Source organism: Nocardioides sp. NBC_00850 (assembly GCF_045207335.1).
Lineage (GTDB): Bacteria > Actinomycetota > Actinomycetes > Propionibacteriales > Nocardioidaceae > Nocardioides.
Genome location: NZ_CP108845.1, coordinates 2,767,238 through 2,793,434 on the forward strand (window position 1 = coordinate 2,767,238; position 26,197 = coordinate 2,793,434).

The 26,197-nt window shown below is 69.6% G+C and carries 27 protein-coding genes and 1 pseudogene; 12 read left to right on the forward strand and 16 right to left on the reverse strand.

Annotated features, from left to right (window positions below):
- Positions 1–46: 46 nt before the first annotated feature.
- Positions 47–919, reverse strand: a pseudogene (locus OH802_RS13540) (GlxA family transcriptional regulator); the annotation flags it as partial.
- 108 nt (positions 920–1,027) lie between these two features.
- Between OH802_RS13540 and OH802_RS13545 the strand changes: the two are divergent.
- Positions 1,028–1,663, forward strand: a complete 636-nt coding sequence (locus OH802_RS13545; protein ID WP_406028714.1) for an isochorismatase family protein — start codon at positions 1,028–1,030, stop codon at positions 1,661–1,663.
- Positions 1,664–1,693: 30 nt separating this feature from the next.
- On the opposite strand, the gene OH802_RS13550 is transcribed toward OH802_RS13545, so the two are convergent.
- Together OH802_RS13550 and OH802_RS13555 are read right to left on the reverse strand one after the other, a co-directional pair.
- Complete coding sequence (locus tag OH802_RS13550) at positions 1,694–3,193, reverse strand: MFS transporter (RefSeq protein WP_406028716.1); 1,500 nt, start codon at positions 3,191–3,193, stop codon at positions 1,694–1,696.
- Positions 3,194–3,334: 141 nt separating this feature from the next.
- Positions 3,335–3,520, reverse strand: a complete 186-nt coding sequence (locus tag OH802_RS13555) for a hypothetical protein (RefSeq protein ID WP_406028718.1) — start codon at positions 3,518–3,520, stop codon at positions 3,335–3,337.
- Between the two features lie 124 nt (positions 3,521–3,644).
- On the opposite strand from OH802_RS13555, the gene OH802_RS13560 reads away from it, so the two are divergent.
- On the forward strand, positions 3,645–4,043 hold the full coding sequence (locus OH802_RS13560) for a DUF5709 domain-containing protein (RefSeq protein ID WP_355230437.1): 399 nt from the start codon (positions 3,645–3,647) through the stop codon (positions 4,041–4,043).
- A 68-nt stretch (positions 4,044–4,111) separates the two neighbouring features.
- The gene (locus tag OH802_RS13565; RefSeq protein ID WP_406028720.1) at positions 4,112–4,666 is read left to right on the forward strand and encodes a hemerythrin domain-containing protein; all 555 of its coding nucleotides are present in this window, start codon (positions 4,112–4,114) and stop codon (positions 4,664–4,666) included.
- Positions 4,667–4,685: 19 nt separating this feature from the next.
- Here the strand turns inward: OH802_RS13565 and OH802_RS13570 are convergent, their stop codons facing one another.
- The 4 genes from OH802_RS13570 to OH802_RS13585 all read right to left on the reverse strand — a co-directional run bounded on the left by OH802_RS13570 (position 4,686) and on the right by OH802_RS13585 (position 7,972).
- Positions 4,686–5,219 (reverse strand): PaaI family thioesterase, encoded by a 534-nt coding sequence (locus OH802_RS13570; RefSeq protein WP_406028722.1) that lies wholly within the window; start codon positions 5,217–5,219, stop codon positions 4,686–4,688.
- A 7-nt stretch (positions 5,220–5,226) separates the two neighbouring features.
- Positions 5,227–6,393 carry an acetyl-CoA C-acyltransferase gene (locus OH802_RS13575; protein ID WP_406028724.1) on the reverse strand — a complete coding sequence of 389 codons (1,167 nt, stop codon included), beginning with the start codon at positions 6,391–6,393 and terminating at the stop codon, positions 5,227–5,229.
- 71 nt (positions 6,394–6,464) lie between these two features.
- Entirely contained in the window at positions 6,465–7,256 is a 792-nt protein-coding gene (locus tag OH802_RS13580) for a thioesterase family protein (RefSeq protein ID WP_406028726.1), read from the reverse strand.
- A gap of 20 nt (positions 7,257–7,276) precedes the next feature.
- Entirely contained in the window at positions 7,277–7,972 is a 696-nt protein-coding gene (locus tag OH802_RS13585; RefSeq protein ID WP_406028728.1) for an SDR family oxidoreductase, read from the reverse strand.
- Between the two features lie 101 nt (positions 7,973–8,073).
- Between OH802_RS13585 and OH802_RS13590 the strand changes: the two genes are divergently transcribed.
- The 3 genes from OH802_RS13590 (at position 8,074) to OH802_RS13600 (ending at position 14,386) form a co-directional block, all read left to right on the forward strand.
- Complete coding sequence (locus OH802_RS13590; RefSeq protein ID WP_406028730.1) at positions 8,074–8,508, forward strand: winged helix-turn-helix transcriptional regulator; 435 nt, start codon at positions 8,074–8,076, stop codon at positions 8,506–8,508.
- Between the two features lie 522 nt (positions 8,509–9,030).
- A complete protein-coding gene (locus OH802_RS13595) occupies positions 9,031–11,565 on the forward strand; it encodes an amylo-alpha-1,6-glucosidase (RefSeq protein ID WP_406028732.1) in 2,535 nt (844 codons plus the stop codon).
- Between the two features lie 154 nt (positions 11,566–11,719).
- On the forward strand, positions 11,720–14,386 hold the full coding sequence (locus tag OH802_RS13600; RefSeq protein WP_406028734.1) for a hypothetical protein: 2,667 nt from the start codon (positions 11,720–11,722) through the stop codon (positions 14,384–14,386).
- Between the two features lie 70 nt (positions 14,387–14,456).
- Here the strand turns inward: OH802_RS13600 and OH802_RS13605 are convergent, their stop codons facing one another.
- On the reverse strand, positions 14,457–14,918 hold the full coding sequence (locus OH802_RS13605) for a DUF3817 domain-containing protein (protein ID WP_406028736.1): 462 nt from the start codon (positions 14,916–14,918) through the stop codon (positions 14,457–14,459).
- Between the two features lie 65 nt (positions 14,919–14,983).
- Between OH802_RS13605 and OH802_RS13610 the strand changes: the two genes are divergently transcribed.
- From OH802_RS13610 to OH802_RS13620, 3 genes are all read left to right on the forward strand, one after another.
- On the forward strand, positions 14,984–15,538 hold the full coding sequence (locus OH802_RS13610) for a Dps family protein (protein ID WP_406028738.1): 555 nt from the start codon (positions 14,984–14,986) through the stop codon (positions 15,536–15,538).
- A 9-nt stretch (positions 15,539–15,547) separates the two neighbouring features.
- A complete protein-coding gene (locus OH802_RS13615; RefSeq protein ID WP_406028740.1) occupies positions 15,548–15,943 on the forward strand; it encodes a hypothetical protein in 396 nt (131 codons plus the stop codon).
- A 94-nt stretch (positions 15,944–16,037) separates the two neighbouring features.
- Positions 16,038–16,712 carry a DUF6766 family protein gene (locus OH802_RS13620; RefSeq protein ID WP_406028741.1) on the forward strand — a complete coding sequence of 225 codons (675 nt, stop codon included), beginning with the start codon at positions 16,038–16,040 and terminating at the stop codon, positions 16,710–16,712.
- Positions 16,713–16,716: 4 nt separating this feature from the next.
- Here the strand turns inward: OH802_RS13620 and OH802_RS13625 are convergent, their stop codons facing one another.
- The 5 genes from OH802_RS13625 to OH802_RS13645 are packed head-to-tail and all read right to left on the reverse strand — an operon-like array spanning position 16,717 to position 20,744.
- The gene (locus OH802_RS13625; protein ID WP_406028743.1) at positions 16,717–17,736 is read right to left on the reverse strand and encodes a DNA topoisomerase IB; all 1,020 of its coding nucleotides are present in this window, start codon (positions 17,734–17,736) and stop codon (positions 16,717–16,719) included.
- 12 nt (positions 17,737–17,748) lie between these two features.
- A complete protein-coding gene (locus OH802_RS13630) occupies positions 17,749–17,970 on the reverse strand; it encodes a CDGSH iron-sulfur domain-containing protein (protein ID WP_406028745.1) in 222 nt (73 codons plus the stop codon).
- The gene (locus OH802_RS13635; RefSeq protein ID WP_406028747.1) at positions 17,967–18,902 is read right to left on the reverse strand and encodes an iron-containing redox enzyme family protein; all 936 of its coding nucleotides are present in this window, start codon (positions 18,900–18,902) and stop codon (positions 17,967–17,969) included. The genes OH802_RS13630 and OH802_RS13635 overlap by 4 nt, the downstream gene beginning before the upstream one ends.
- A 17-nt stretch (positions 18,903–18,919) precedes the next feature.
- Positions 18,920–19,570, reverse strand: coding sequence for a methyltransferase (locus tag OH802_RS13640; RefSeq protein WP_406028749.1), 651 nt, complete (start codon positions 19,568–19,570; stop codon positions 18,920–18,922).
- 34 nt (positions 19,571–19,604) lie between these two features.
- Positions 19,605–20,744: a glutamate--cysteine ligase gene (locus OH802_RS13645; RefSeq protein ID WP_406028751.1), complete on the reverse strand. Its 1,140-nt coding sequence runs from the start codon at positions 20,742–20,744 to the stop codon at positions 19,605–19,607.
- Between the two features lie 56 nt (positions 20,745–20,800).
- On the opposite strand from OH802_RS13645, the gene OH802_RS13650 reads away from it, so the two are divergent.
- Positions 20,801–21,604 carry a class II glutamine amidotransferase gene (locus tag OH802_RS13650; protein WP_406028753.1) on the forward strand — a complete coding sequence of 268 codons (804 nt, stop codon included), beginning with the start codon at positions 20,801–20,803 and terminating at the stop codon, positions 21,602–21,604.
- 177 nt (positions 21,605–21,781) lie between these two features.
- Positions 21,782–22,948, forward strand: a complete 1,167-nt coding sequence (locus OH802_RS13655) for a S1C family serine protease (RefSeq protein ID WP_406028755.1) — start codon at positions 21,782–21,784, stop codon at positions 22,946–22,948.
- A gap of 9 nt (positions 22,949–22,957) precedes the next feature.
- Here OH802_RS13655 and OH802_RS13660 read toward each other — a convergent pair whose 3' ends face one another.
- Together OH802_RS13660 and OH802_RS13665 are read right to left on the reverse strand one after the other, a co-directional pair.
- On the reverse strand, positions 22,958–24,478 hold the full coding sequence (locus OH802_RS13660; protein WP_406028757.1) for an amino acid permease: 1,521 nt from the start codon (positions 24,476–24,478) through the stop codon (positions 22,958–22,960).
- Positions 24,475–24,648, reverse strand: a complete 174-nt coding sequence (locus OH802_RS13665) for a hypothetical protein (RefSeq protein WP_091048707.1) — start codon at positions 24,646–24,648, stop codon at positions 24,475–24,477. The genes OH802_RS13660 and OH802_RS13665 overlap by 4 nt, the downstream gene beginning before the upstream one ends.
- Before the next feature lie 209 nt (positions 24,649–24,857).
- Here OH802_RS13665 and OH802_RS13670 point away from each other — a divergent pair, with 209 nt between their 5' ends.
- The gene (locus OH802_RS13670) at positions 24,858–25,727 is read left to right on the forward strand and encodes a family 16 glycosylhydrolase (RefSeq protein WP_406028759.1); all 870 of its coding nucleotides are present in this window, start codon (positions 24,858–24,860) and stop codon (positions 25,725–25,727) included.
- A gap of 6 nt (positions 25,728–25,733) precedes the next feature.
- On the opposite strand, the gene OH802_RS13675 is transcribed toward OH802_RS13670, so the two are convergent.
- The gene (locus OH802_RS13675) at positions 25,734–26,186 is read right to left on the reverse strand and encodes a hypothetical protein (RefSeq protein WP_406028761.1); all 453 of its coding nucleotides are present in this window, start codon (positions 26,184–26,186) and stop codon (positions 25,734–25,736) included.
- Positions 26,187–26,197: the final 11 nt, after the last annotated feature.

Sequence of the window (26,197 nt, forward strand, 5' to 3'; positions counted from 1 at the left end):
AGGTGGGCGTCGTCGCGAAAGCCGTGGCGAAGTTCTGCCGGAACGTCACGGCGCTGCTGAACCCGCACGCCTCGGCGATGCGGGTGATGGGCCAGGTCGTGGTCTCGAGAAGACGGCGCGCTTCGTCGAGGCGGCGAGTCAGGACCCATCGGGCGGGCGTGGTGCCGGTGACCTCGGCGAAGCGGCGGGTGAAGTTGCGCCGGCTCATCCGGGCGTGGGCTGCCAGGTCGTCGACGTGGAGTCGTTCATCGAGGTGGGCGAGGGCCCAGTCGATCGTCGGCCCGAGGTCGCCCACGCCTCCTGACTCGGGCATGGGGCGGTCGACGTACTGGGCCTGGTCGCCTTCGCGGTGGGGTGCGACCACGAGGTGGCGGGCCACGGTGGCTGCCGCGGTGGAGCCGAGGTGGGTGCGTACGATCGACAGGCAGGCGTCGATGGCCGATGCCGTGCCGGCTGAGGTGAGTACGTCGCCGTGGTCGCGGTAGAGCGCAGCCGGAGTGACGGTGACGGCCGGCCGCCGGCGGGCCAGCTCGTCGACCGCGCCCCAGTGGGTGACGGCATCTCGGCCATCGAGGACCCCGCTGTCGACGACGGGGAACGCGCCCAGACACAGGCCTGCGATGCGACTGCCCCGTGCCTGCGCGGCGCGGATCCTGCCGGTCAGCGCGGCGCCGGCCGGCGGGAGGTCGCTCGGCCACGACGGCAGGACCACGAGATCCGCGTCCTCGACGACATCGGGGCCCGCGACGTCGTCGACTCGCAGTCCCTCGGCCGTTCGTACGCCGTGTCCGTCCTCGGTCCACACCACGGGATCCCATCCCTCGGCCAGGCCCAGGCGGCCGATCTCGCCGAAGACCATCAAGGGTGCGGCGAGGTGGAACATGGTGATGCCGTCGAAGGCGTGTACGGCGATGCGCATCCTGGCCCGATCTCATCGTAAGTCGTCATTTGTGCCACTCACGGTAGCGCTTCGCAGCGACCAGAGTGAAGGGGAACGCCAACGCCACCCGAACAGAGGAATCCAGTCATGACCACGCCCCGCCGCGCCCTGATCGTCGTCGACGTCCAGCAGGAGTACTTCGACGGGATCCTGCAGATCCAGTCCCCAGACCGGGAGCAGGCGCTCGCCAACATCGTAGCCGCGCTCGACGTCGCCGATCGCGAGGATCTTCCCGTGGTCGTGGTCCGGCACGAGCTGCCCGAGGACTCTCCGGTCTTCGCTGTCGGAAGCCACAGCTGGACCCTGCACCCCGAGATCGAGCGGCGCGTCAAGCCGTCCTGGAAGCGCGTGACCAAGGACAAGAGCAGCGTCTTCGCGGGCACCGACGTCGCCCCGTGGCTGGCCGAGCAGGGCGTCGACACCATCACCATCGTCGGCTTCATGACCAACAACTGCGACATCGCCACGGCGGTGAGTGCCGAGGAGCTCGGCCTGGCCGCCGAGATCCTCTCCGACGCGAGCGGCGCCATTCACCTGGCCAACGAGGCCGGCAAGGTCTCGGCCGACCAACTCCACCAGACCCTGCTCGTCCTCCTGCACTCCAACTTCGCCGCGGTCGCCACCACCGCGGCCTGGACGGAAGCGGTCACTACCCAGGAGCCGCTCGCCAAGAGCGACCTCGGCACCTCCGCCATGCAGGGCCGCGCGGCCTTCGCCGGCTGAGGACTCGGCGGCGGACGTGCCGTTGTGGGGTCACGGTGTCCTCTCGGCTGACGTGGGTGTGGCCGAGGTCGGCAGGGTGTGCGTGTGTGCCGCTGCCGCAGCGCCCGCGTCGGCCAGGGTGCCCTGGGCGACCCGGTGACGCCCCATGATCACGGCCATCGCGACGCCGGCGAGACTGAACACCGCCATCACCCAGGACGCGGCGGCAAGGCCGGAGGACAGGGCATCGACGTTGGACCGGCCGTCTGCGGTCTGGCTGGCGATGACGTTGCCATAGATCGTCGCAGCCAGGGCAGTGGCCACGGCCGCGCCGACGTAGCGTGCCATGTTGGAGACACCCGAGGCCGCCCCGACCTGAGTTGCCGAGACGCACGCTGTCGAGGCTGACGTCGCGGGTCCGTTGGACAGGCCCATCCCGACCGCCGCCGCGACGAGCGGCAGCACGAACGCGCCGTACGCCCACGAGCCCTGGACGAAGCCGATCCAGCCGAAGCCGATCGCCGTGATCGCAAAGCCGGCTCCGACCACTGGGCGGCCGCCGAACCGCGCCGCTACCCGTGGCACCAGGGGAGCGACCGCGACGAGGCCGACGGTGGCCGGAAGTGTCGCCAGGCCTGCTTGCAGCGAGCTGAGCCCGAGCGTGCTCGGGTCTTGGAAGTAGAGGCTCACCAGGTACATCAGCGCGTTGATGGTGCCGGCGCCGATGAGGATGGCGATCGTGGATGCGACCAGGACCCTGTTGCGAAGCAGGGCCAGGTCGAGCATGGGGACGGCGACCCGCTTCTCCACCGCGACGAAGGCGAATCCCGACACCACGGCCACTGCCAGGCACCCGAGCGTGGCCAACGACGTCCACCCCCAGTCACTGCCCTCACTGAGCGCCAGGATGATCGGGGTGAGGGTGGCGGCGACCAGCACGCTGCCAGCGACGTCGATCGAACGCGGCCGGTCCTCGTCGCGGGACTCGGTCACCATGCGTGCGGTCATCGCCATGCACACTGCCGCGACGCCGGCGTCGAGCCAGAACAGTCCCTGCCAGCTAGTCAGCTCGACCAGGACACCGCCGAGCAGCGGCCCGGCCGCAGCACCCACGCCTGCCGCCGCGCCCCAGAGCGAGACCGCCCGCAGCTTGCCTTCTTCAGGTGTGCCGACCGTCAGCAGGCTGAGGCCACAGGCCAGGATCGTCGCGCCGGATGCGCCCTGGATGCACCGCCCGGCGATGACGGCTGCACCCGAGTTGGAGATGGCGATCAGCACACACGAAGCGATGAACAGCAGCAGACCGAGCTGGAAGATGCGCTTCCTGCCGAACACGTCGCCCAGCGAGCCGGAGGTCACGATGGTCGCGGCGCCCACCAGCGAGTAGCCCGTGACGGCCCACTGCAGCGTGGTGACATCCATGCCGGTATCTGCGCTGATGGCGGGGAGCAGGATGCTCACCGCCGACGTGTTGGCGTTGACCACCAGAGTCGACAGACAGGTGACGAGGAGGACACCACCTGCTCGGTTTGCGACCTCGGTGCTGCTCATCGGAACCCCTCACCTTCGTCAGGACGACTACGGGACGCCATGCGTCAACCACAGGAACCACGGTGGCCGCCTCGGTGGGCCGTGTCCTCCCCCTGTAGGGATGATCCCGACCCGCCCGCTCACAGACCTGACCCGTCGGGCTCATCTCCGGGCGGGATCGACGCGTGCCATGACCAGGCCATCGGGGAGCGGCGTGAGCCCGATCAGCATCCCGATCCCGGCCAGCACCATCGGAGCCGAGATCGCCCACCGGTTGAGGAGGTCGGGAAGCACGATGGCCAGCAGCAGGCTGGCACCGATCACCACGTAGGCAAGGTCGGCAGTCATGGCTACGTCGCCCCGATTCGTCGCATTGCAGGTCCAGCACGGCCAGCCTCCCCGAACCAGGTTACGTACGAACCAACCGACTCGCGGAGCATGCGAGGTGGCGTCGGGGGTTACCGGTCGAGTCATGAGTGAAGAGCAGCTTCAGCCGGAGGACACCCTCGACGACCGCGGTGTCGACGATGTCCTGGACGAGGGCTATTCGCCGCCCGAGCGGCCGCGGGGTGTCACCGCCAAGGGTGTGACGCCGCGAGAGGAGATCGAGGGGGAGACCATCGACGAACGGCGCGCTCAGGAGGAGCCGGAGGTCTGGGAGGAGGCCGAGGCCGAGGCTGACGCGGACATCTTGGACGGCCCGGTGACCGGGGAGGTGGGCGAGGCCCGCGCCGGTCGGCTCACCAGTCCCGACGAGGGCGTGCGTGAAGACGACGAGGGGAAGCTCATCGGGCACGACGAAGGCATCGACGGTGCCGGCGCCTCCGCTGAGGAAGCGGCCGTGCACATCGTCGACGAGCCTCCCGACTGAGGCTGAGTCTGCGCCTTCGGGGGTACCGGTGAGTGGCCGGATCCCTTTCAGCGCAGAGGAGAGTTGCCGTGTCCGAAGATGTGACCGACCTGATCATGCAGGACCACCGCGAGGTGGAGAGCCTGTTCGAGAAGCTTCAGCGAGAACCGGACGTACGAGCCGGGCTGACCCCGATCTTGGTGACACTTCTCGCCGCACACAGCCGCGCCGAGGAGGCCGAGGTCTACCCGGTCGCCCGGGACGAGGCGGGTGAGGCCGAGGACGTCGCGCACAGCCAGGAGGAGCACCTGCTGGCGGACCGCCTCCTCGCCGAGCTCAGCGAGTGTGACCCCTACTCAGCGGAGTACGGCGACAAGCTGGCGGAGGTGGTCGAGGCGGTCTCCCATCACGTCGAGGAGGAGGAGAGCACCGTGCTGCCGGGCATTCGCGACCGTCTCGACGACGCCCGTCGCGCCGAGCTGGGCAAGGCCTTCCTGAAGAGCCGGCAGGAGCACCTCGGCGACATGCCCCAGGACATCACCCGCGACGAGCTGCGCCGCCAGGCCGCCAACGCCGACATCCCCGTCGGGGACAAGGGCAAGGAGGACCTGCGGCGTACGCTCGATCAGCACGCCGACAGCTGACCCGCAACCGCCGAAGCCGTCAGCTCCCCGCCATGATCAGGCACGTCGCGACCGCGTGACCGATGACGCGGCCCGTCTTGTCGGTGATCTCGGCCTCGGCCGTCGCGGCGCGGCGGCCGATGGTCACGACGCGGCCCTCGCACGTGAGGGTGCCGCTGTCGAGGGTGGCTGCGCGGGTGAACTTGATGGTCAGGTCGAGCGATGTGTAGCCGGTGCCCGCCTTCAGCTTGGTGTGGACCGCACACCCGAGAGCCGAGTCGGCGAGGGTCGCCAGGATGCCGCCGTGCACGGTGCCGATCGGGTTGTAGTGCCATTCCTCGGGCGTGAGCTCGAAGACGGCCCGGCCGTCGCTGACCTCGACCAGGGCCATGCCGAGGGTCGCGTTGATCGGTGGCGGCGGGAGGTCGCTGTCTCCCAGCTGCTTGAAGAAGTCGAGCCCGTCGAGCTCCCGGGCGGCGGTGGCGAAGACCTGTGGGTCGGCCCATGAGTAGGTGCGTTCGCGTACCGCTCGGGTCTGCTCGGAGGTCGTGCTCTGGGTCGTGTTCTGGGGCATGGGAGGCTCAGATCCGCTCGATGATCGTGGCGTTCGCCAGACCGCCGGCCTCGCACATGACCTGCAGTCCGTAGCGGCCGCCGGTCTGCTCGAGGTTGTTCAGCAACGTGGTCATCAGCCGGGCGCCGGACCCGCCCAGCGGGTGCCCGATGGCGATGGCGCCGCCGTTGATGTTGACCTTGGCGAGGTCGGCACCGGTCTCCTTCTGCCAGGCGAGTACGACGGAGGCGAATGCCTCGTTGACCTCGAAGGCGTCGATGTCGTCGATGGAGAGTCCGGCGCGGGCCAGCACCTTCTGGGTCGCGGGGATGATGCCGGTGAGCATGAAGATCGGGTCGTCGCCGGCGACCGCGAAGGAGTGGACCCGCGCCCTCGGGGTCAGGCCGAGGCGCGCGGTGGCCTCCTCGGATGCGACCAGGAGTGCGGCGGAGCCGTCGTTGATGGGGGAGCTGTTGCCGGCCGTGACTCGCCAGTCGATGTCGGGGAACCTGGCCACGGAGTCCTCGTCCTTGAAGGCCAGTCGAAGGCCTGCGAGCGAGTCGGCCGTGGATGAGGGGCGGATCGTCTCGTCGACGCGCAGGTCGTTCACGTAGGTGACCTGCGAGTCGAAGTGCCCGTTCTTCCATGCCGCCGCGGCCCGCTGGTGCGACTCCGCCGCGAACTCGTCCAGCTCGGTGCGGGTGAGGTCCCACTTGTTGGCGATCAGCTCGGCCGAGATGCCCTGGAGGACCAGACCACCGTCGTAGCGGGCGTTCACCTTGCTGCCGTAGAAGTCCTTGCCCAGGAACTGCGACCCCATCGGAACGCGGCTCATCGACTCCACGCCGGAGGCGATCGCCACGTCGTACGCGCCCGCGATCACGCCCTGAGCGGCGAAGTGGAGCGCCTGCTGCGAGCTGCCGCACTGCCGGTCGACCGTGACGCCGGGGACCGACTCCGGGAATCCGGCGCCGAGCAGAGCCCAGCGGGCGGTGTTGCCCGACTGCTCGCCGACCTGCCCGACCGCGCCGCTGATCACGTCATCGACGACGGCCGGGTCGATGCCGGTGCGTTCGACGAGTGCGGCGAGCGTGTGCGCATGGAGGTCTACGGCGTGGATCTCGGAGTAGGCGCCGCCGGGCTTGCCCTTGGCTACGGGCGTACGGACGGCGTCGACGATGAAGGCGTTCGGCATGGTGGTCCTCTTTCTCGTTCAAGCGGTGGTTTGCGAGTCGGGTCGGAACAGCGAACGTGCTGGAGCGTGGCTCAGCGGGGCGCGACCATCAGCGGCTGCGCGACCATGGCGAAGGTGCCGTGCTCGTCGGCCATGTCGCCCTGGGCCAGGCCGATACCGTCCGGGCCGATGGTGCTGCGGGCGTCGAGCAGCATCCACTCGGTCGTGGGCGGTCGCTCGATGGTGACGGTCACGGTCGGCGGGATGAAGTACCACGAGGTCATCGGCAGCGAGCCGGAGAGGCCGTTGGTGGAGTCGGCCAGGGTGAGGAGGCGCTGCACCGGCGAGGCCTGCTCGCCGGCGACCAGCGGGACACGCAGGCGCGCCCACACCGTCGCCGGGCCGGGTTCGTAACCCCCGCTGATGAACCGCCAGTCGATGGCACGGCCATAGCCCCAGTCCGGGCTGACCCCGTCGAAGAAGCGCTCGGAGGAGGCCGCCGGGATGGCGGGAACCTTCTCCTCACGCCAGTGCTCGCGGGTCGACCCCGGCGTGGACCGGATCAGCCAGGCGCTCGCCTTGACGGCGAGCCGGTCGCCGGCCCACAGCGAGGCCTCGATGAGCTCGACGCGACGACCCGGCCGGACCACGTTCGCCTCGACGCGCATCGTTCCCTGAGGAATGCCGCCGAGCATGTCGGCCGTGAACCGGGCTATGGACAGGGCCGGGTCGGAGCGTACGGACTCGATCGCCCGGGCCAGCAGGGCAGCGGGAGGTCCGCCATGCTGCAACGAGTGGTCCCAGGGGCTGGCCGTCGCCGGGGTCGACTCGAACGTTCCGTCCTCGCCGGTCGGTAGGTAGAAGGCGTCGAACTCGAGGGTCATCAGCGTCTCCTGTGCGTGGTTCAGCGGGCCAGCTGCGGGTAGAGCGCCTCGATCGGCTGGGCGAGGCCGGCCTTGACGTCGGCGCTGATCTGGTCGGCGAGGATCTCGTACGCGTCGGCCTCGAGGCCGTCGTAGGCACTGCGGACCACGTCGGCCGGGTCGTTCTTCGGCTCGGTGATGCCGACGGTCATCGGGGTGTCGGTGTATCCCAGGTGCAGCGAGGCGACGTGGATGCCGTCGCCCGCCAGCGCGAGGCGCTGGGTGTTGGTCGCCGACCACAGGGCGGCCTTGGTGGCGCTGTAGGCGTCGCCGACGCCGTACCAGCTCAGGACCGAGAGCACGTTGAGGACGACCCCCTTGCTCGCGCGCAGCGACGGCAGGAAGGTGGTCGTGACATCGAGCGCTCCCCAGAAGTTGGTCTCGAAGAGGTCGCGCGCGGCGCGCAGGTCACCGGTCACGCTGGCGCCGTTGGAGCCGCCGGCGTTGTTGATGACGACCGTGACGTCTCCGGCCGCCGCGGCAGCCTCGGCGACCGAGTCGTGGTCGGTTACGTCGAGCCTCAGCGGCACGATGCGCGGGTCGTTCCACTCGCGGGGCTTGCGGGCCGCGGCGTACACCTTGGCGGCGCCGCGCTCGAGCGCTTGGTCGACGAAGTGGGTGCCGAGTCCGCCGTTCGCTCCGGTCACCAGGACGACCGCGTTCGCGAGAGTGGGCATGTGGTTCTCCTGTTCGAGGGCGCGGGCGCCGCTCCGTGATGAGTTGGTTTTTCCAACGTACTCGGGTTGGTTTGGTTTTCCAACTCGATTAGGATCGAAGCATGATGACGCAGGTACGTGAGTGCTCGGTGGCGCGGACGCTCGAGCTCGTCGGCTCCAAATGGACCCTGCTCGTCGTTCGCGAGCTGTTTCTCGGGAGCCGCCGGTTCGAGGAGATCGCCCGGTTCACGGGCGGCCCGCGCGACATCCTCACCGACCGTCTACGCAGGCTCGAGGCCCACGGACTGGTGACCCGGGTCCAGTACGAGCAGCGCCCGCCGAGGTTCGAATACCACCTGACCGACCTCGGGCGGTCGCTCGCGCCGATCATCGCCACGATGCGCGAGTTCGGCGACCGTCACCTGGCAGGCGAGGACGGCCCGCCTGCGAGGTTCGAGCACTCCTGTGGCGCGGAGTTCCACCCCGTGCTGGCCTGCAAGGCGTGCGGTGAGGTCGTACGCAGGGGCGAGGTCGAGATCGCAGACGCCGCGAGCTGACCGGGCCGCGGACCGGGTTGTGCAGGAGCCAGGCGAGCGGGTGATGTTCTACTTCGGCCTCGCTGCAGACGTGCACGCCTGCGAGAGGTACGCATGGAGCAGGGACTTGCGCAGCTGGACCACGTCGAGCGAGATCGCGCTCGGCGCGGGCCCGCCGGCTCCATCGACTCGGTGCACACCACAAGCTGGCGGTGATCAATCGATCCGGTCGGCTCGAGCACTACTGCACAGCGGTCGCGCCGCGAGAGCCCATCACGCTCTCCGGTGTCGAACAGAGTCATTGCGGGGGATCGCCCGCGCCGCCGAGCTTGTGGCGAGCTGAGACGGCGGCGACGTCACGTCGCCGATCACTGTGGACACGGGGAGGAGCCGGTGTGCGGCTCAACCATGCCCGAATATCTGACATCTGGTCGATGCCTCCCAATGTCGGGTCGACACAGAACGTCATGTGACACTTGTCACTCATCATATGTCTTACTACTCTTGCCTCGCACGCATGTTAGCGCTCACAAAGGAGCAGGCATGAACAATCAGAGTGGTGTGAAACGAGCAGTCGGCCGTGGGCGGCTCGCCCTTGCCGTCGGCGTCGCGAGCGTTGTCGCGGCGTCGGCGGCCGCAGGGTCCGGTGCGGCGGCAGTGGATGCGGCCGGCAGCGTTCCGGCCGCCGCTTCTGCGGACCAAAGCGACCGGGGCGGTCGCGCGCTCGATCGCCCGTTCGCCATGCCCGGTTACACCGAGCGGGACGACAACGGCGCACTGTACGTCGGGAAGGGGGAGAGCAGGTTCGCCCTGCGGGTGAACCTGTTGACGTCGGGCAATCGGCTGATCCGGGAGAACCAGGGTCTGCTGGCGCACGTCGCGGATGTCGGTCCCGTGACCACCGACGGCTCGTACTACGAGGTGCGGATCAGCAGCGATGACCGGACGATCACGCCGGAACGGCTCGGCGCGCTGCGGGAGATCCTCGCCGACCCTGATGCCTGGTCGCCGGACCAGGTGCGGGAGGCCCGGGACCTCCTGCCTGGCCTGGAGGCGAAGTACGAGCAGGTCCGCCGGGACGAGCAGACGATCGTCATCAGGTTCGCGCGCACGGCACCCAACACCCTGGTGGGGTCGGTCACCGCGCTCGAGGACGACACGACCGTGTTCCTCGAGACGGCGCCCCCGTGGAGCGAGCCGAGCAGCTACCACGTCGCCGGCGACGGCATCCGCGCCTCGAGCCCGGGCCTCGACGACCCCGATCTGACCGGGCACTTCGCACTGACACCCACGCAGCGTCCCGACGCCGGTGGGGCGTACGCCTCGATGGACGACCTGGTGGCGGCGATGGAGGGCGAGCCGGCGGAGCCGGGCGAGGCTGCCGCGGCACTGCGCTACTCGCTCGACGCGGACGAGACGATCACCTTCACCACATCGGTCTCGGGCGCCCCGCGAGCAACAGCCGCCGCCCCCCGTGGCGAGATCCTCGCGGCGCTCGACCGCGCCGAGGCCCGCGCCGACCGCGGCACGCTCAGCGGCAGCGGGCCTGCCGGCCGGTCCGCGACGGCGATGCGCAGCGGCATCGCGCTCAACGCCAACTACGACGAGACGCACCGCAACAGGTTCCTGGTGTGGGGCTGGGGACGCGGCGGTGCGGAGAACGACAACATCTTCACCGGCTGGGACTCCGCGTGGGACGCGATCATCGCGCTCACCGTCGACCCCGAGCTGGCCCGGCAGCACGAGAAGGACATCTTCGACGCCGGCGGCCCGCGCTACGACCAGCTCCACTCCGGACCGATGCACGCCTACGCCGTCAAGCGGATCTACGCAGCGACCGGTGACCGTGAGCTCGTGGAGCAGGCCTACCCCGAGCTGGCCGACTTCATCGCCAGGCTGCCCGAGTGGGACGTCGACGGCGACGGCCTTCTGGAGGCCCCGTACGACCCGGATCCGAGCAAGGTCGGCAACCACCTGGGCCTGGACGACCTGCCGCTCTACGCCGCCGCCGACCGTGTGCCGAAGGACGGCGGCAGCGGCGACGAGCGGGACAACACCGACCTCACCGACGTGGCGCTGACCTCGTACTACGCCCTCATGGCGCAGTCGATGGCCGAACTGGCCGACGCCCTGGACCGCCACGACGACGCGCGCCGCTACCAATCCTTGTTCGACAAGGTGAGGAAGGCCGCCAACAAGACCCTGTGGAACCAGGAACAGGGCATGTACCTCGACCGGCACCTCGACGGCCGCTGGGGCCAGGTCATCACGCCGACGATCTTCTACCCGCTCTTCGGGGGACTGGCGACCGACGGGCGGGCGGAGCGGACCGTGCGGGAGAATCTGCTCGACCCCGAGAAGTTCTGGGGCGAGTACGCCGTGCCGAGCATCAGCCGGAGCGCACCGGAGTATTGCGCGAACGGACTCGACCGACCGAACGCCTCGACCGGCTACCGCTACTACATCGGCTGGGGCCAGGAGAACTCCTGCGAGCAGTGGCGTGGAGCCGTGTGGCCGCCCATGAACGCCACGGTCTATGACGGCCTCAAGCGGTACGGCCTCGACGAGGCGGCCGGTGAGCTCGCTCAGAAGGGCACCACGATGTGGCTGGACAGCTGGGACGAGGACAGCTGGTTCCCTGAGTACTTCGACCCGGAGCCGGGCCAGGCCATCAGCTCGGCCGCCGTCGACAGCGCCTGGCGCTACTACACCTGGTCGAGCGTGATGCCGCTGATGGCGGTGCACGAGTTGGTGGCCGAGGACGCGTGGGGCCTGCCCGGGGCTGTCACGTTCGGATCGCACGCCCTGGAGGGCCGCAACACGGTCGACGACGTGCGGGTTGCCGGGCATTCGTACGCCGCGATGGTGAGCCCGGCGCGCACCGAGCTGCGGCAGGACGGCCGCAAGGTCTTCCAGGCCGCCGGCGGGCGGGTCGTGGTGCGCGACTTCGTGCCCTCCGCACGGCGCGCCTGCTTCGAGGTGAACGCGGACGCTTCGACAAGCCTGCAGGTGTTCGGGGGCGGCGGCGCCCCGCGCAGAACCACGGTGGGCGCGGGCCGTACCGAGGTGTGCCTCTAGCCAGGTCTCGCCGCGAACGATCCACGACCAGGCCATCGCCTGAAAGCATGAGATGCAAGGAGCAACCACGATGCGAGTCACCCATGCCCCGGAGCCCTCCGGGCCACGAGAACGAAGGCAGAACCGTCGACGCCTACTCCCGATGGCGTCGGTCATGGCCGCGGCGCTCCTGGTCGGGACCGCCCTGGTCGGTGGGACCGCGGCGGCCGCCCCGGTCGCCGCCACGGCGAGCTCGGCCGAGCACGTCACCATCACCGTCGACGGCGGGAGCGCGGGACGTACCTATGACGGCGTCGGGGCGACCTCCGGCGGCGGGGCGACATCCCGCCTGCTGCTCGACTACCCGCGCGAGGAGCGTGCTGAGATCCTCGACTACCTCTTCAAGCCCGGCTACGGCGCCTCGCTGGAGATGCTCAAGGTCGAGATCGGCGGCGACACCAACACGACCGACGGCTCCGAGTCGAGCCATGAGCACGTACGCGGTGAGGTCAGCTGTCACGCCGGCTACTCGTGGTGGCTCATGCGCGAGGCGGTCAAGCGCAACCCGAAGATCAAGCTCGGCGGTCTCGCCTGGGGCGCCCCGGGATGGCTCGGCGACGGCGAGTACTACTCGCAGGACACGATCGACTACTTCATCGACTGGCTCGACTGCGCCCGTGAGCACGACCTGACCATCGACAACGTCGGCGTACGCAACGAGCGCGAGTACGAGGTCCAGTGGATCAAGGACTACCGCGCCGCCCTCGACGCGGCCGGCTACGCGGACGTGCGGATAATCGCCTCCGACGAGGCTGCACGCAAGGGCGAGTGGCCGATCGCCGTCGACATGACCGACGACCCCGAGCTCTTCGACGCGGTCGGCCTGCTCGGCAACCACTACTCGCGCGGTCCCAGCTCGGCGACCGCCCAGGCGTTGGGCAAGCCACTGTGGATCTCCGAGGGTGGACCCTGGTCGGCCGAGTGGGGCGCGGGCGGATCGTCCGCCTCGGTCCCGTCGCTGATCAACCACGCCTACATCGACGGTCGCATCACCGGGGTCAACTTCTGGAACCTGATCACGTCCTACTACGAGGGCCTGAGCATCTCCGACGCCGGCCTGATGCGGGCGAACACCCCGTGGTCGGGCGCCTACCAGGTGCAGTCGGCGATCTGGGCGGTCGCGCAGACGACGAGGTTCGCCGAGCCCGGATGGCAGTATCTCGACACCTCCTCGGGCTACCTCGCGGCAGCCGACACGGCACAGGGCAGCTTCGTCACGCGCAAGGCACCGTCGGGCGGTGACTGGAGCACCGTGATCGAGACCATCGGTGCTGCCGCGCCCCGCACGGTCACGCTCTCGGTCGAGGGCGGACTGAAGGCGCGTGACCTGCACGTCTGGCGGTCGACTGCAGAGGACCGGTTGGTCCGCCAGCCCGACCTGCGCAGGAACCAGGACGGCACGTACGCCGTGACCGTGCCGGCGAACGCGGTCGTCACCGTCACGACCACGACGGCTAAGGGCTTCGGCGCCGCCGAGGGACGGCACGAGTCCGCCTTCCCGTTCCCGTACCGCAACACCCTCGCGGCCGGCGGAACGAGCGGTCAGACGCCCTACTTCTCCCAGATGGAGGGCGCCTACGAGGAGCGGCCTTGCCAGGGCGGGCGCAAGGGAACGTGCCTGACCCAGGTCTCCCCGCAGCCCGCGATCTCCTGGGCCGCCTGGAAGCAGCCGGCCGGGATCCTCGGCGACCTGAACTGGTCCGACTACACGGCCTCGGTCGAGGCGTACGTGCCCGAAGGAGGTACGGCCCAGGTGCTCGGCCGCGTCTCGAACGACGCGATGGCGCCGGTGCCGAACGGCTACGGGCTGAGCCTGGACGCCGACGGGACATGGACACTGGGCCGTGGCGTACCTGGTGGGAAGTCGTGGTTGGAGCTGACCAGCGGATCGACCGGTGCCACCGGCGCGGACTGGCACGACCTCGAGTTGTCGTTCGCCGACGAGGTGATCACCGCGTCGATCGACGGCACCCGGGTCAGCGAGGTCACCGACGACACCTGGACCTCCGGCATGATCGGGCTCTCGGGCAACTACTCGGCGGTGCAGTTCGCCGACCTCGCGGTCGACCCGCTGCAGCCGATCCAGACCATCGATGTCAGCCGTCACCGCGGATCCTTCACGGTCGAGTTCGAGGGAACCCAGGCCACGCTCGCTGGTCTGTCCGGTGCCCGTCCCGGCAGCGCGAGGGTATCGATCGACGAGAACGAGACCGTGGTGCTGCCCTATGGCGGCAACCGTGAGGTCGAGTGGCGGACCCCTGTGTTGGTGGACGGGGCGCACACCCTCCGCTTCGAGGTCCCCTCCGGCTCTCGAAGCGTGGGCGGCGGAGTCTCGGTCGACCGTGTCGAGGTGGTTCGTGGGAACGGAGGACCGAGCTCGGTGGACGACCAGAGCGAGGGCACCGGCCAAGGCCGCTTCGACTATCAGGGCGAGGGCTGGTTGAGCTGCCCCGGCTGCATCAACCGGACCGGCCTCTACCACTCCTCGGTGACCTCGACGACGGCCGCAGGTGACTCGGTCGACTTCAGGTTCACCGGCTCGTCCGTCGAGGTGTACGGGATGCGAGCCTCGAACCAGGGCATCGCCACCGTGCTCGTCGACGGGGTCGAGGTCGGCACCGCCGACTTCTACGGCCGCACCCGCATCGGCAACCAGCTGATCTGGTCCAGCCCCGCCCTCGGAGCCGGTGAACACACGCTGACCCTCGTGGCGACAGGCAAGGGCAACGACTCGGACTCGGGTCGGGGGATCAGCATCGACCGGATGCTCGTACATCCCTAGGTGGGTGGGTCCGGCCCTGTGAACGATTCACACGGCCGGACCCGCTGTCATAGCGGAGTGACGCCTTCGGTCAGCCGACCGGCGGCCCGGCGATGAGGGCGACAACGGTCAGCGCGGCGACGCTCGCGAGGCCGGCGGCCAGGCCGCGCACCGGGTTGCGGAGTAGCCACGCGAGCGGACGCTCGAGGGGGCGGGTGGGGGACTCGTCGATCAGCCGCCAGGTCGGGGCGAGCAGGCCGCGGCGCTCGGCGTAGCGCTCGAACCAGAGGGTGAGGAGCGGCGGGATCGAGGAGGCGAGACCGGCGACGAGGCGGCCGAAGGACCAGCGCTGGTCGACCGCGATCGCGACGGTGGTCACGCAGTAGGTGATGAACACGATCCCGTGCAGCATCCCGAAGATGCTGACTCCCAGTTCGGTCGTCTCGGTGACGTACTTCAGGAACATGCCGCCGAGCAGCCCGGTCCAGGTCACCGCCTCGGCAGTGGCGACGATCCGGAAGACACGAGACGGCGAGCGGAGAAGTGCGGACACGCGGTCGAGTTTATTCGCACCCGCGTACTGGTATGAATCGGGCGGCTACGGGTACCGATCGCGGCATGACTACTGAGACGCTGCACTACATGATCCCGGGGCTGGACGAGGGCGCTGCGCGCAAGACCATCGACCTGCTGCAGTCGCGCCTCCACGCTACGAACGACCTCCAGCTCACCCTCAAGCACGTGCACTGGAACGTGGTCGGACCCCACTTCATCGCGGTCCACCAGATGATCGACCCGCAGGTCGACGCGGTGCGCGCGATGGCCGATGCCCTCGCCGAGCGCATCGCGACCCTGGGCGGTGCCCCGCGAGGCACCCCGGGCGCGCTGGTCGAGGAGCGGGAGTGGAACGACTACAGCATCGGCCGGGCCACCACCCAGGAGCACCTCGCGGCGCTCGACGTGACCTATCAGGGCGTGATCGGCTCCTACCGCGAGGCGATCAAGACCCTCGACGACATCGACCTGGTCACCCAGGACATCCTGATCGGCCAGACCGAGCAGCTCGAGCTCTTCCACTGGTTCGTACGCGCCCACCTGGAGGACCAGGGCGGTCAGCTGCAGACCAGCGGTGAGGCCACGGAGGCGGGAGCGGCACGAGCCGCCCACGACTGAGGGGTTCGCATGCGGTGGTGGTTCACAGCGTTGGCGCTGCTCCTCCCGATGATCCTCACCGGATGCGGCTCAGGGCAGGACGAGGCCGTGCGCGACAGGGCCGCCGCCTTCCAGGACGCGGTCGCCGCCCAGGACTGGGGCGAGGCATGCGCGCTGCTTGCTCCGGAGACGCGATCCGAGCTGGAGTCTGCCGCCGAGAAGCCCTGCGACGGCGCCCTGGCCGAGGAGGATCTCCCCGCTCCGGGCGCCCCCGACGGCGTGGACGTCTTCGGGACGATGGCCGAGGTGCGCTACCGGGGCGAGACCGTGTTCCTGACCCGGTTCGCCGACGGCTGGCTGTTGCACGCGGCCGGTTGCACGCCGCAGCCGCCCAAGCCCTACGACTGCGCCCTGCACGGAGGCTGAGATGCGGGTCATGTACGTCACCTACCTGGCAGTCATCGGCATCGGACTGCTCTACACGTTCGTGCTTGCACTGAGGCACGGGTGAGGAGCCCCGATGCGCCGGTTCCTCAGGGAGAACTCACTGAGCCTCGCTTTCGGGGCACTCTTCCTGGCCAGCCTCGTCGGCCAGGCGTTCGCCGGCTGGCACCAGCTGAACGACGAGCTGTTCGCCGACGGTCTCCACCAGATCACGCTGGGCGGCTATCTCACCTCGGCGAACTTCGCCGTGGACGTGACGGAGAACTGGCAGAGCGAGTATCTCCAGTTCCTGCTCTACGTCGTGTTGACCGTCTGGTTGGTGCAACGGGGCTCCCCGGAGTCCAAGCCACTCAAGGACGCCGGTCAGGAGTCCGACGAGGTGCAGAAGGTCGGAGCGTACGCCCGTCCTGACTCGCCCAAGCTGGCCAGGGCCGGTGGCCTGCGGACGTTGTTCTACTCCCGCTCCCTCGGCATCGTCATGGGAACCATCTTCCTGCTCTCCTGGCTGGTCCAGTCGGTGGCGGGGTGGGCGACGTACAACGAGTCCAGGCTGCGCCAGCTCCGCGACCCAATCCCGTGGGTCTCCTATCTGACGAACTCGGACTTCTGGGCGCGCACCCTCCAGAACTGGCAGTCGGAGTTCCTGGCGGTCGGCTCCATGGCCGTCCTCTCGATCTACCTCAGACAACGCGGATCCCCGGAGAGCAAGCCGGTGGGTGCGTCCCACGAGGCCACCGGGATCGAGGGCTGATGCCTCAGCGGTCGTCCTGCGTCAGCAGGCGCAGGACGGCGCGCTCGGCCGCGGCCTGGCGCGCCTGCGGGTTCGTGCCCACGCCGATGCGTACGCGGATCGTGCGGCCCTGCTCGTGCAGCTCGAGCACGCGGGGGTCGACGTAGGAGCTGCGGGCGATCGCCGGTGTGTTCCCGAGGTACTCCGCGACATCTTTGATCGCGGCGACCTGCTGCTTGCGGCGGGATCTGGCGGTCGGGGTCGAGCGGCCCGCGGCGTGCGGGTCCTCGGCCAGCGCGAGCGCCGCGAGCACGGTCGCGTGCCAGGTCCGGAAGTCCTTCGCCGACACCTCCAGGCCGCTCAGCTCGCGCATGTAGTCGTTGACCATGGCGGGCGTCAGCCGTTGCCACCGCCGCTCCTGACGGTAGGCGAGAAGCTCCTCGAAGCCGGCGCGGCGGCGACGCAGCTGCGCGATCGCCTCCACCGAGAGCGGGTCGTCGATGCGGATGGAGTGGTGGACGCCGGACTTCCCGGTGAAGTCGAAGACGTAGGCCTCGCCCCGCTTGCGTACGTGGCGACGCTCCAGCGTCGTCAGGCCGAAGCCACCGTTCTCGTCGGCGTAGGCGTCGCTGCCGATCCGGAAGCACCCCAGGTCCAGCAGCCGCACCGCGAGTGCTGATGCCCGGGCCGCGCTCATCCCGGTCGTGGTGAGATCCCGCTCCGTCCGCTCGCGTACGCGGGGCAGGACTGCCCCGAGCTCCAGCACCCGCTCGAACTTCTGCTGGTCGCGCTTCGCCCGCCAGTCGGGGTGGTAGAGGTACTGGCGGCGGCCGGCCGCATCGGTCCCGACCGCCTGGAGATGCCCGTTCTCACGGGGGCAGATCCAGACGTCCTCCCAGGCAGGAGGGATGGCCAGGGAGCGGATCCGCTCGATGGCGTCGTCCGGCAACCGGTCACCGGAGTCGTCGATGTACACGAAGCCGCGACCCGCGCGACGGCGGTTCCACCCCGGCTCCTCCGTCGAGACCCGACGAAGTCGAACCATCAGGGGCCCCTCTCACCCGCTGGTGTCGTCGCTGTCGCGCCCTCGCGCGGCCAGCAGCCGATGCGTACCGTCGCACCAGGGCTTGATCGCGGACCCGCCGCACATGCACACCGCGCTGACCGGGCGAACCGTGTGGTGGATCTTCCCATCGGGGTCCTGGATCTCGTGCTTCCCGCGAAGCAGCATCGGCCCGGCGGGGCACAGCACGATCGTGGCGTGCTCGAAGTCCGTCATGAGGCACCCCACTGGGTGAGCATCAGCCGAGCGTAGCGAGCCTCCAGGTCGAGGCAGGTGAAGGCGCCCAGGAGCACCTGGTCGCGCTCGCTCGGGTTCTCCTCCACGAATGCGCCGCACACGTCGCGTACGGCCACCTGCTCGTGGACGGAGTCGGCCTCGACGTGCTCGTCGTAGTAGGTCGCCATCTCCTCGGGGAAGTCCAGGCGACGCAGCCCCTGGGCGAGCTGCCGCGACGGCACCGAGCTGGTCGACTCGAACGCGGCGAAGTGGCCGAGCGCCGCTCCGCGGAGCCGGCGGTGGAGCCCGAACAGCGACAGCGCGTTGTTCATCTCGAGGATCTCGGCCGGCGCCTCGTCGACGTAGCAGGCGTGGTCGGTACGCAGCCCGGCCGCTTCGATCCCACGGCGGAACAGATGGTGATGCAGCCGGTTCGGGTCACCGTCGCCGTACTCGTCGAAGAGGATCTCCATCAGCGCGGCCTTGGGCCGGGTGTCGAGCCGAGGGACGACCCAGCTGGTCGGGTCGGCCTCCTTGAGGTGGTAGAGCGAGCGGTGCTTGAGGATCTCGAGCACCTGCTCCCGGTCGGCCCGGCGCTGTACGAACCGTGCCAGCGACGGGCCGTCGTGGCCGGCGACCAGACCGGACAGGTCCAGGTGGCGATCCTCCTGGAAGCCGCTGTGCTCCCATCGCCGCCGCAGCTCGGCCTCGAACGACCTCTCCAGACCGCGGCGCAGGCGCAGCAGGTCCGCGTCCCACTCGAGGTCGGGATCGACCTCGTCGAAGCCCCGGTAGTGGAGCTCGTAGAGCGCCCACAGAGCGACCTGGGCGTCCTCGGCTGACTCCGGAGTCGGCTCCAGATCAGCGGTGGCGCCGCTCTGCAGCGCGGTGAACACAGCGGCACTCAGGGTGCCACGCGACTTCGGCAGCATCTAGGCCCACCTTTCCCTCACGCCGTCCGGTACCCGACAGCCGAGTCCGACATGCTCGGCCGCGGTGCCCGGGCCATGTGCACGAGCACCCCTTCGCCCGGCGAGCCGCGGACCTCCTCGATCGTCAGGTCGCTGCCCTCGACCAGCTCCAGCAGGCGATCGGACTGCCTGGTCGTGCCGAGCTGGAGGACGGCGGTGCCGCCGGGGGAGAGGTGCCGGGCGGTCGTAGCCAGGCACATCTCGGCGACCAGCATCCCGTCGGCGCCGCCGTCGATGGCCGTCCGTGGGTCCTCGGGATACCGCTCGACCTGGGCCGTGGGCACCCACGGCGGGTCCGCGATCACCAGCCAGTAGCGCTCGTCCGGGTCCAGGGCCCGCTCCATGCTGCCCTCGCGTACCTCGACCAGGTGCGCCAGCCCGGCGCGCTCGGCGTTGGCCCGGGCGAACGCACAGGCGACCGGATCGGCGTCGACGCAGACCAGGCGGCGGCCGGTCAGGGCGGCGGCGAGCAGGCCGATCTGGCCGGCGCCGGAGCACAGCTCGAGGATCGGCCCGTCCGGCAGCTCCGCCGCCAGCTTGGCTGCCCACTCGGACTGACGGACGGTCCAGGTACGCGGGCTGAGCACGCGGTCGTCGAAGTCGATGTCGAGATGACCGAAGCGGATCATGAAAGCAGGTGCCTCCTGTTCAGGGGTGGGAAACTCAGGTGAGCTCGGCCAGCCGGACCACTGCGCGGTCCAGACGACCCTCCTCGTCGTGGATCCGGCGCTGGGTCGTGGATCCGGTGCCGACGGTGAAGATCCGGCCGATGCCCTTCTCGACGCGCACCAGGTCTCCGGTGTCACGCAACGCCGGGCCGACGTGTTCGAGCAGGCGTTCCACCACCTCACGAGCCGGCCTCGGTCGATGGGTCCGCGGGTCGAGCAGATCGCCGGTGATCCCGTGCCGTCCCGCCTGCCACATGGCGAGCCGCAGCACGGCCACCGACACCGGGTCGGGCGGCCGGCCCTCGGCCCACTCCCGGGCTCCGGTCTCGACCAGCCCCCGCGCCAGCGCGGCGACGAGCACGGTGTCGCGGGGGTCGAGGCAGACGTCGGCGACGCGAATCTCGAGCGTCGGGTAGTTGCGGGACGGCCGGGCGTCGAAGTACGCCATGCCCTCATCGAGCGGCACCCCCGTCTCGAGGAGCAGGCGCAGATTATCGGCGTACGCCTGCGCGCTGCCGAAGATCTCGGTCGGACCGTTCGTGGGCCACCGGGTCATCGCCTGGGACCGGTAGCTCGCGTAGCCGGAGTCGCCGCCTTGCCAGAAGGGCGAGTTGGCGCTCACCGCGAGCAGCACCGGCAGCCAGGTGCGGATCCGGTCGAGCGCCCCGACGGCCTCGTCGTCGGAGTGGACGGAGACGTGCACGTGGCAGCCGCAGGTGAGCTGCTCGGTGGCGGTCAGCCCGAACTGCTCGGTCATCGCCGCGTAGCGCTCGTCGTCGAAGGTCCGGGGACGCACCGGCAACGGGGTGGTGCCGCTGGCCAGGATCAGCGCGCCCGCCTCGGAGGCGGCCGCGCGAGCCTTGTCGCGCCACCGCCTCAGATCCTGCTCGAGGAGCCCGAGGTACTCCTCCGCCGGAGTATCGGTCTCGACCTGCTGCTCCTGCATCTCCGGCCCCACCGAGCCACCGGCCTCACCGGCTTCGACCTCGGTGTCGCCGTGCTGCCGCGCCACCCGTAGCACCTCGCTGGCCACCGATCGCGGTACGCCCGTCTGGGCGTCGACGAGGAGGAGCTCCTCCTCGACGCCGACTGTCCTGAGGTGGTGATGGGTACTGCTCGAATAGTGGCTCTTCACTGCTCACACCTGCCTCTGGAAGGAGCAACTCGACAATGTGTCGCCTGTTCGGATATGTGACCGAGTCCCCGTGTGCCGTGGCCGACCTTCTCGGGGAGGAGGGGCTGGCCGCGTTCACCTCGCTCACGTCCGTGCACTCCGACGGCTGGGGCATGTCCTGGCACGCGCCCGAGGGCACCTGCACGACGACCTCGCCGCGTTCGGCTGACATCGACGACACCTATCGCCGGCTCGTCGAGGCCCCGCTCTCCCATGCCGGGTTCGTGCATCTTCGCTGGGCGACGGGTGGTCTCGACGTACGTCCGGAGAACACGCACCCGTTCCTGACCGACGGTGCCGCGTTCGCGCACAACGGCCACATCTCGCCGATCACCGATCTCGAGGCGCTGCTGACCCCGGAGTCGCGTACGCGGCTGCGCGGCGACACCGACAGCGAGCGCTACTTCCACTTCGTGCACCAGAACGTCGAGAGGTACGGCGACGAGGCCGAGGGCGTCACCCGCGCGCTGGCCACGCTGGTCCAGAAGTTCCCGCGATGCAGCCTGAACGCGCTGATGCTCACCCGGACGCACATGTTCGCGATCCACATCAACTCGCGTGCCGACTCGCCTCTGCGCGCGCTGCGCGAGCTCTTCGACGACGAGGGCGACATCCCGCCGCGGCACACCACGGAGTACTTCGCGATGGACTACCGAAGGACCGACTATGGCCTCGAGATCGTCTCCAGCGGTCTGGGGCAGCCGGGCTGGACCCCGGTGCCCGCCGATACCGCGGTGATGGTCGATCTGGCCACCCGGGAGGTCACCAGGCTGGATCCGATCGCTCAGCTCCGCGCCGACGCGTTGCGCGCCCGCGACTGATGACGGGGTACCGCCGACCTGCTGTGGGGTGCGTTCGGGCATGCCCAGAGGTACCCCATCCGGTGTTGCTTCATTCCGGGCCGCGCTGACATTCCCAGCCAGTCCGTGCCTTCCTCACAGGAAGCCCACAGCGGGCGGGCGGAATCTTGAGGCATCAACCGCCTCAAGGAGGACCCGATGTCCCGCTCGCGCCGTATTCGTCACTCTCTCCTCGCCGTCCTGGCGATCCCGCTCGTCGCGATCCCGATCGCCACCCCAGCCCTCGCGGTGGCTGCGGTCGGCGCCACCAAGACGTACGCAGCCGAGTCCGGTCCCGGATACGGCTACGGCGGTTCCGTCGAGAGCTACGGCGGTGCCTATGGCGGGTCCTTTGGCGGGGTCTATGGCGGCGGGATCGTGGACCCCTACCGGCAGAGCCTCGGCACCTCGGCCGCGACCGTCGACTCCGAGCCCGCGACCGAGGCCGAGTCGACCGGCGTCGTGCTGATCAACACCACGGTCGGCTACGGCACCGGGCAGGGCGCGGGCACGGGGCTCACGATCACCGGCGACGGGATCGTGGTGACCAACCACCACGTCGTCGAGGGCGCGACCTCGATCACTGTGACGGACCCGAGCACGGGGGAGACGTACGCCGCGACGGTCCTCGGCTACGACGACGTCCATGACGTCGCGGTGCTGCAGCTCGAGGACGCCTCGGCGCTCTCGACGGTCGCGACCGACCGGGATGTCGCGGCCCAGGGCGAGGAGGTCACCGCAGTCGGCAACGCCGAGGGCCAGGGCTCGCTCTCGGCCGCCGACGGTACGGTCACCGACCCGAGCACGGCGATCACCGTCAACGACGAGGACGGCACCGCCGCCGAGCTCAGCGACCTGATCCAGACCGACGCCGATGTCGTCTCCGGCGACTCCGGCGGCGCGCTGCTCGACGAGGACGGCGAGGTCATCGGGATGAACGTCGCCGCGACCTCGGGCTCGGCCGAGATCTCCGGCTACGCCATCCCGATCGACACCGTGGTCGACATCGCCGCCCAGATCCTCGCCGGGGAGGAGTCGGGCGACGTCGAGATCGGTGGCTCGGCCGCCGCGCTCGGGGTTCAGGTCGACACGACCAGGTCGACGCTGGTCGTCGGCGTGGTCGAGGACGGTGCCGCCGAGGCCGGCGGGATCACCGAGGGCAGCACGATCACCTCGGTCGACGGGACCGCCGTGGCGAGCATCGACGACATCACCTCGGTGCTCGGCGACCACGAGCCCGGCGACGAGATCTCGGTCAGCTGGACCGACGCCGCAGGCGGGGCCCACACCGCGACCGTGACGCTCGGCGAGGGCCCGGTCGCCTGACCACCAGGGTCAGCTGCTCGGGCCGTCGTCGTCGCCGGGCCCGCCCGTCGCCTCGTCGGAGATCGGACGCTCCGCCCTGATCGGGATCGCGCCGGTGTAGCCCTCGCGCTCGAGGGCGATCTGCTGGACGCGGTCGCGGACGAGCCGCCAGCCGATCATCAGCGCCGGGATGATGATGACCAGGGTCGCGACCGTCCAGGTGCCGATCGGGTAGTCGAAGCCCATCAGGACCAGCACGGTCGCGAGGAACACGAGGGTGGCGTAGCCGGTCCACGGTGATCCCCACAGCCGGAAGTCGGGCCGGTACATCAGGCCCTTCTTCCAGCGCCGGTAGAGCTGGATCTGGCAGATCACGATGGTCGCCCAGGAGGCGATGATGCCGAGCGCCGACATGTTCAGCACGATCTCGAACGCCTGGCCCGGCACGATCGCGTTGAGGCCGACGCCGAGGAGCGTGATGCAGCCGGTGAGCAGGATCCCGCCGAACGGCACCCCGTTCCTCGACATCCGCGCGGTGAAGCTCGGCGCGCTCCCGCTCATCGCCATGGAGCGCAGGATGCGCCCGGTCGAGTAGAGGCCGGCGTTGAGCGAGGAGAGCGCCGCGGTCAGCACCACGAGGTTCATGATGGTGCCGGAGTTCGCGATCCCGAGCTGGTCGAAGAAGGTCACGAACGGGCTCTCGTCCGCCCGGTAGGTCGTGTAGGGCAGCAGCAGCGCGAGCAGCACCAGCGAGCCAACGTAGAAGACCGCGATCCGGGCGATGACGGAGTTGATCGCCCGGGGCATGATCTTGGCCGGCTCGGCGGTCTCGCCGGCCGCGGTGCCGACGAGCTCGACCGCTGCGTACGCGAAGACGACGCCGGAGATGACGATGACGAGCGGAAGGACACCGACCGGGAACAGCCCGCCGTTGTCGATGACCATGCCGATCCCGGTCTCCTGGCCGTTGAGCTCCTCGCCTCCGGCGAGCACGATCATCCCGAGCACGAGGAAGCCCAGCAGCGCGACCACCTTGATGAGCGCCGCCCAGAACTCCAGCTCGCCGAAGAGCTTCACCGAGATCAGGTTCATGGAGAGCACGACCGCGAGCGCGACGAGCGCGATCACCCATTGCGGGACGACCTCGAACGTGCCCCAGAAGTGCATGTACGTCGCGATCGCCGTGACGTCGACGATGGAGGTCATCGCCCAGTTCAGGAAGTACATCCAGCCGGCGGCGAACGCGGCCGGCTCACCCAGGAACTCCCGGGCGTAGGAGACGAACGACCCCGACGAGGGTCGGTGCAGCACGAGCTCGCCGAGCGCGCGCAGGATGAGGAAGACGAACACGCCGCAGAAGGCGTAGACGAGGAACAGGCCCGGTCCGGCCTCGTGGAGGCGGCCGCCCGCTCCCAGGAACAGTCCGGTGCCGATGGCGCCGCCGATCGCGATCATCTGCAGCTGCCGCGGGCTGAGGCTCTTGTGGTAGCCCTCGTCCTCGTCGGTCAGGCCGCTGACCTGGCCGCTGGTCTGGTCTTCGGTGTCTGTCATCGGCTCGCTCCCGGTCCGGAGTGCGGTGGCTCGGGCACGTCCTTGAACAGGAGCCACCCGCCGACCACGGCGACGACCGCCGCCACGGCGTAGCCGATCAGCGACCACCAGCCGAGATGCAGGTACGCCGTCACCCCGACGATCGCCAATGCGAGGAACACCATCGTCATGCCGATGATCGGCGTCCGTGGCCTGTATGGATCCCGTGCCAATGCGATCACCTCACCTGCAGGGCCCCCGATGGCCCCGCTCCGGGGACCAATTAGAGCGCATCGAGCGGGTTCTCGCGGTGACCGGACGTCGCCCGGCGTTTCCGTTCCGCAGGACGGCAAATAACAGTAAGGTCGCCTTACAGTTGACCCCCATGAAGGAGCGTTCGATGCGTAGCTCGAGGATCCGCACCATCCGCACCACACTCACGGCGACCGCCGCTCTGGCTCTCGTCCTGGTCGCCCCGCTCGCCGCGCCGGCCGCCGTGCCCGGCCCCGACGCGGGCAGCGCAGCAAGCCGCACCGGAGACGTCGAGGCGGCCGCCCTGACCTGGTCCGACGAGTTCGACGGGCCTGCCGGCAGCGCCCCCAACGGCGCCAACTGGAACTTCGAGACCGGAGGCGGGGGCTGGGGCAACAACGAGCTGCAGACCTACACCGACTCTCGCGACAACTCCGCCCTCGACGGCAACGGCAACCTGGTCATCACCGCTCGCCAGAGCGGGAGCGGCTACACCTCGGCCCGACTCACCACCAAGGGCAAGGTCCAGCCGAAGTTCGGCCGCCTGGAGGCGCGGATCCAGATCCCGCGCGGCCAGGGGATCTGGCCGGCCTTCTGGATGCTGGGCGGCCAGTTCCCGAACACGCCGTGGCCGAACGCCGGCGAGATCGACATCATGGAGAACGTCGGCTACGAGCCTCACCTGGTCCACGGCACCCTGCACGGCCCGGGATACTCCGGCGGCAACGGCATCACCGGTCAGTACATGCACCCGCAGGGCTGGTCCTTCGCCGACACCTTCCACACCTTCGCCATCGACTGGCAGCCCGGCTCGATCACCTGGTCCGTCGACGGGGTCGCCTACCAGACCTTCACCACGGCCAACACCGGCGCCAACCCCTGGGTCTTCGACCAGCCGTTCTTCTTCATCCTCAACGTCGCCGTCGGCGGCAACTGGCCCGGCAACCCCGACGGCACGACCCAGTTCCCGCAGAGCATGGTCGTGGACTACGTACGCGTCTACGACTCCCAGCTCTGAGTGACCTCAGTCGTTGGACCAGTTCAGTGACAGGACGGCCTGCCCTCCGGAGGCGTCGAGAACCTTCGCGGTCATGCCCTTGAGGTAGTAGGTCTTGCCGTCCCCGACGGGAAGGATCGTGGCCATTCCGCCCGTGCTCGAGGCGTCCGCTGCGGAGAGCGTCAAGCCGACCTCGGTGTCGCTGAGGTCCGTGATGGTGGCCAGCTGCCAGCTGCTCGCTCCCAGACCTGGGGTGGCTTCCCACTCCAGGTCTGGGTCGAGCTCGATCTCGGTGCCCTTCTCGACGAGGACCTCGCAGGTCGCGTCGAAGCATTCGTCGTACGCCGTCGCGTCCGCCGCGCTGAGCTCGTCGCCGCCCGCGGGGCTGCCGCCGGTGTCGCGGTCGCCACTGCCGTCACCGCACGCGACGGCCAGAAGGGCGAGGGCGACGATCCCTGCCGTGATGCCGAGTCTCTTCACGGGTTCCTCCG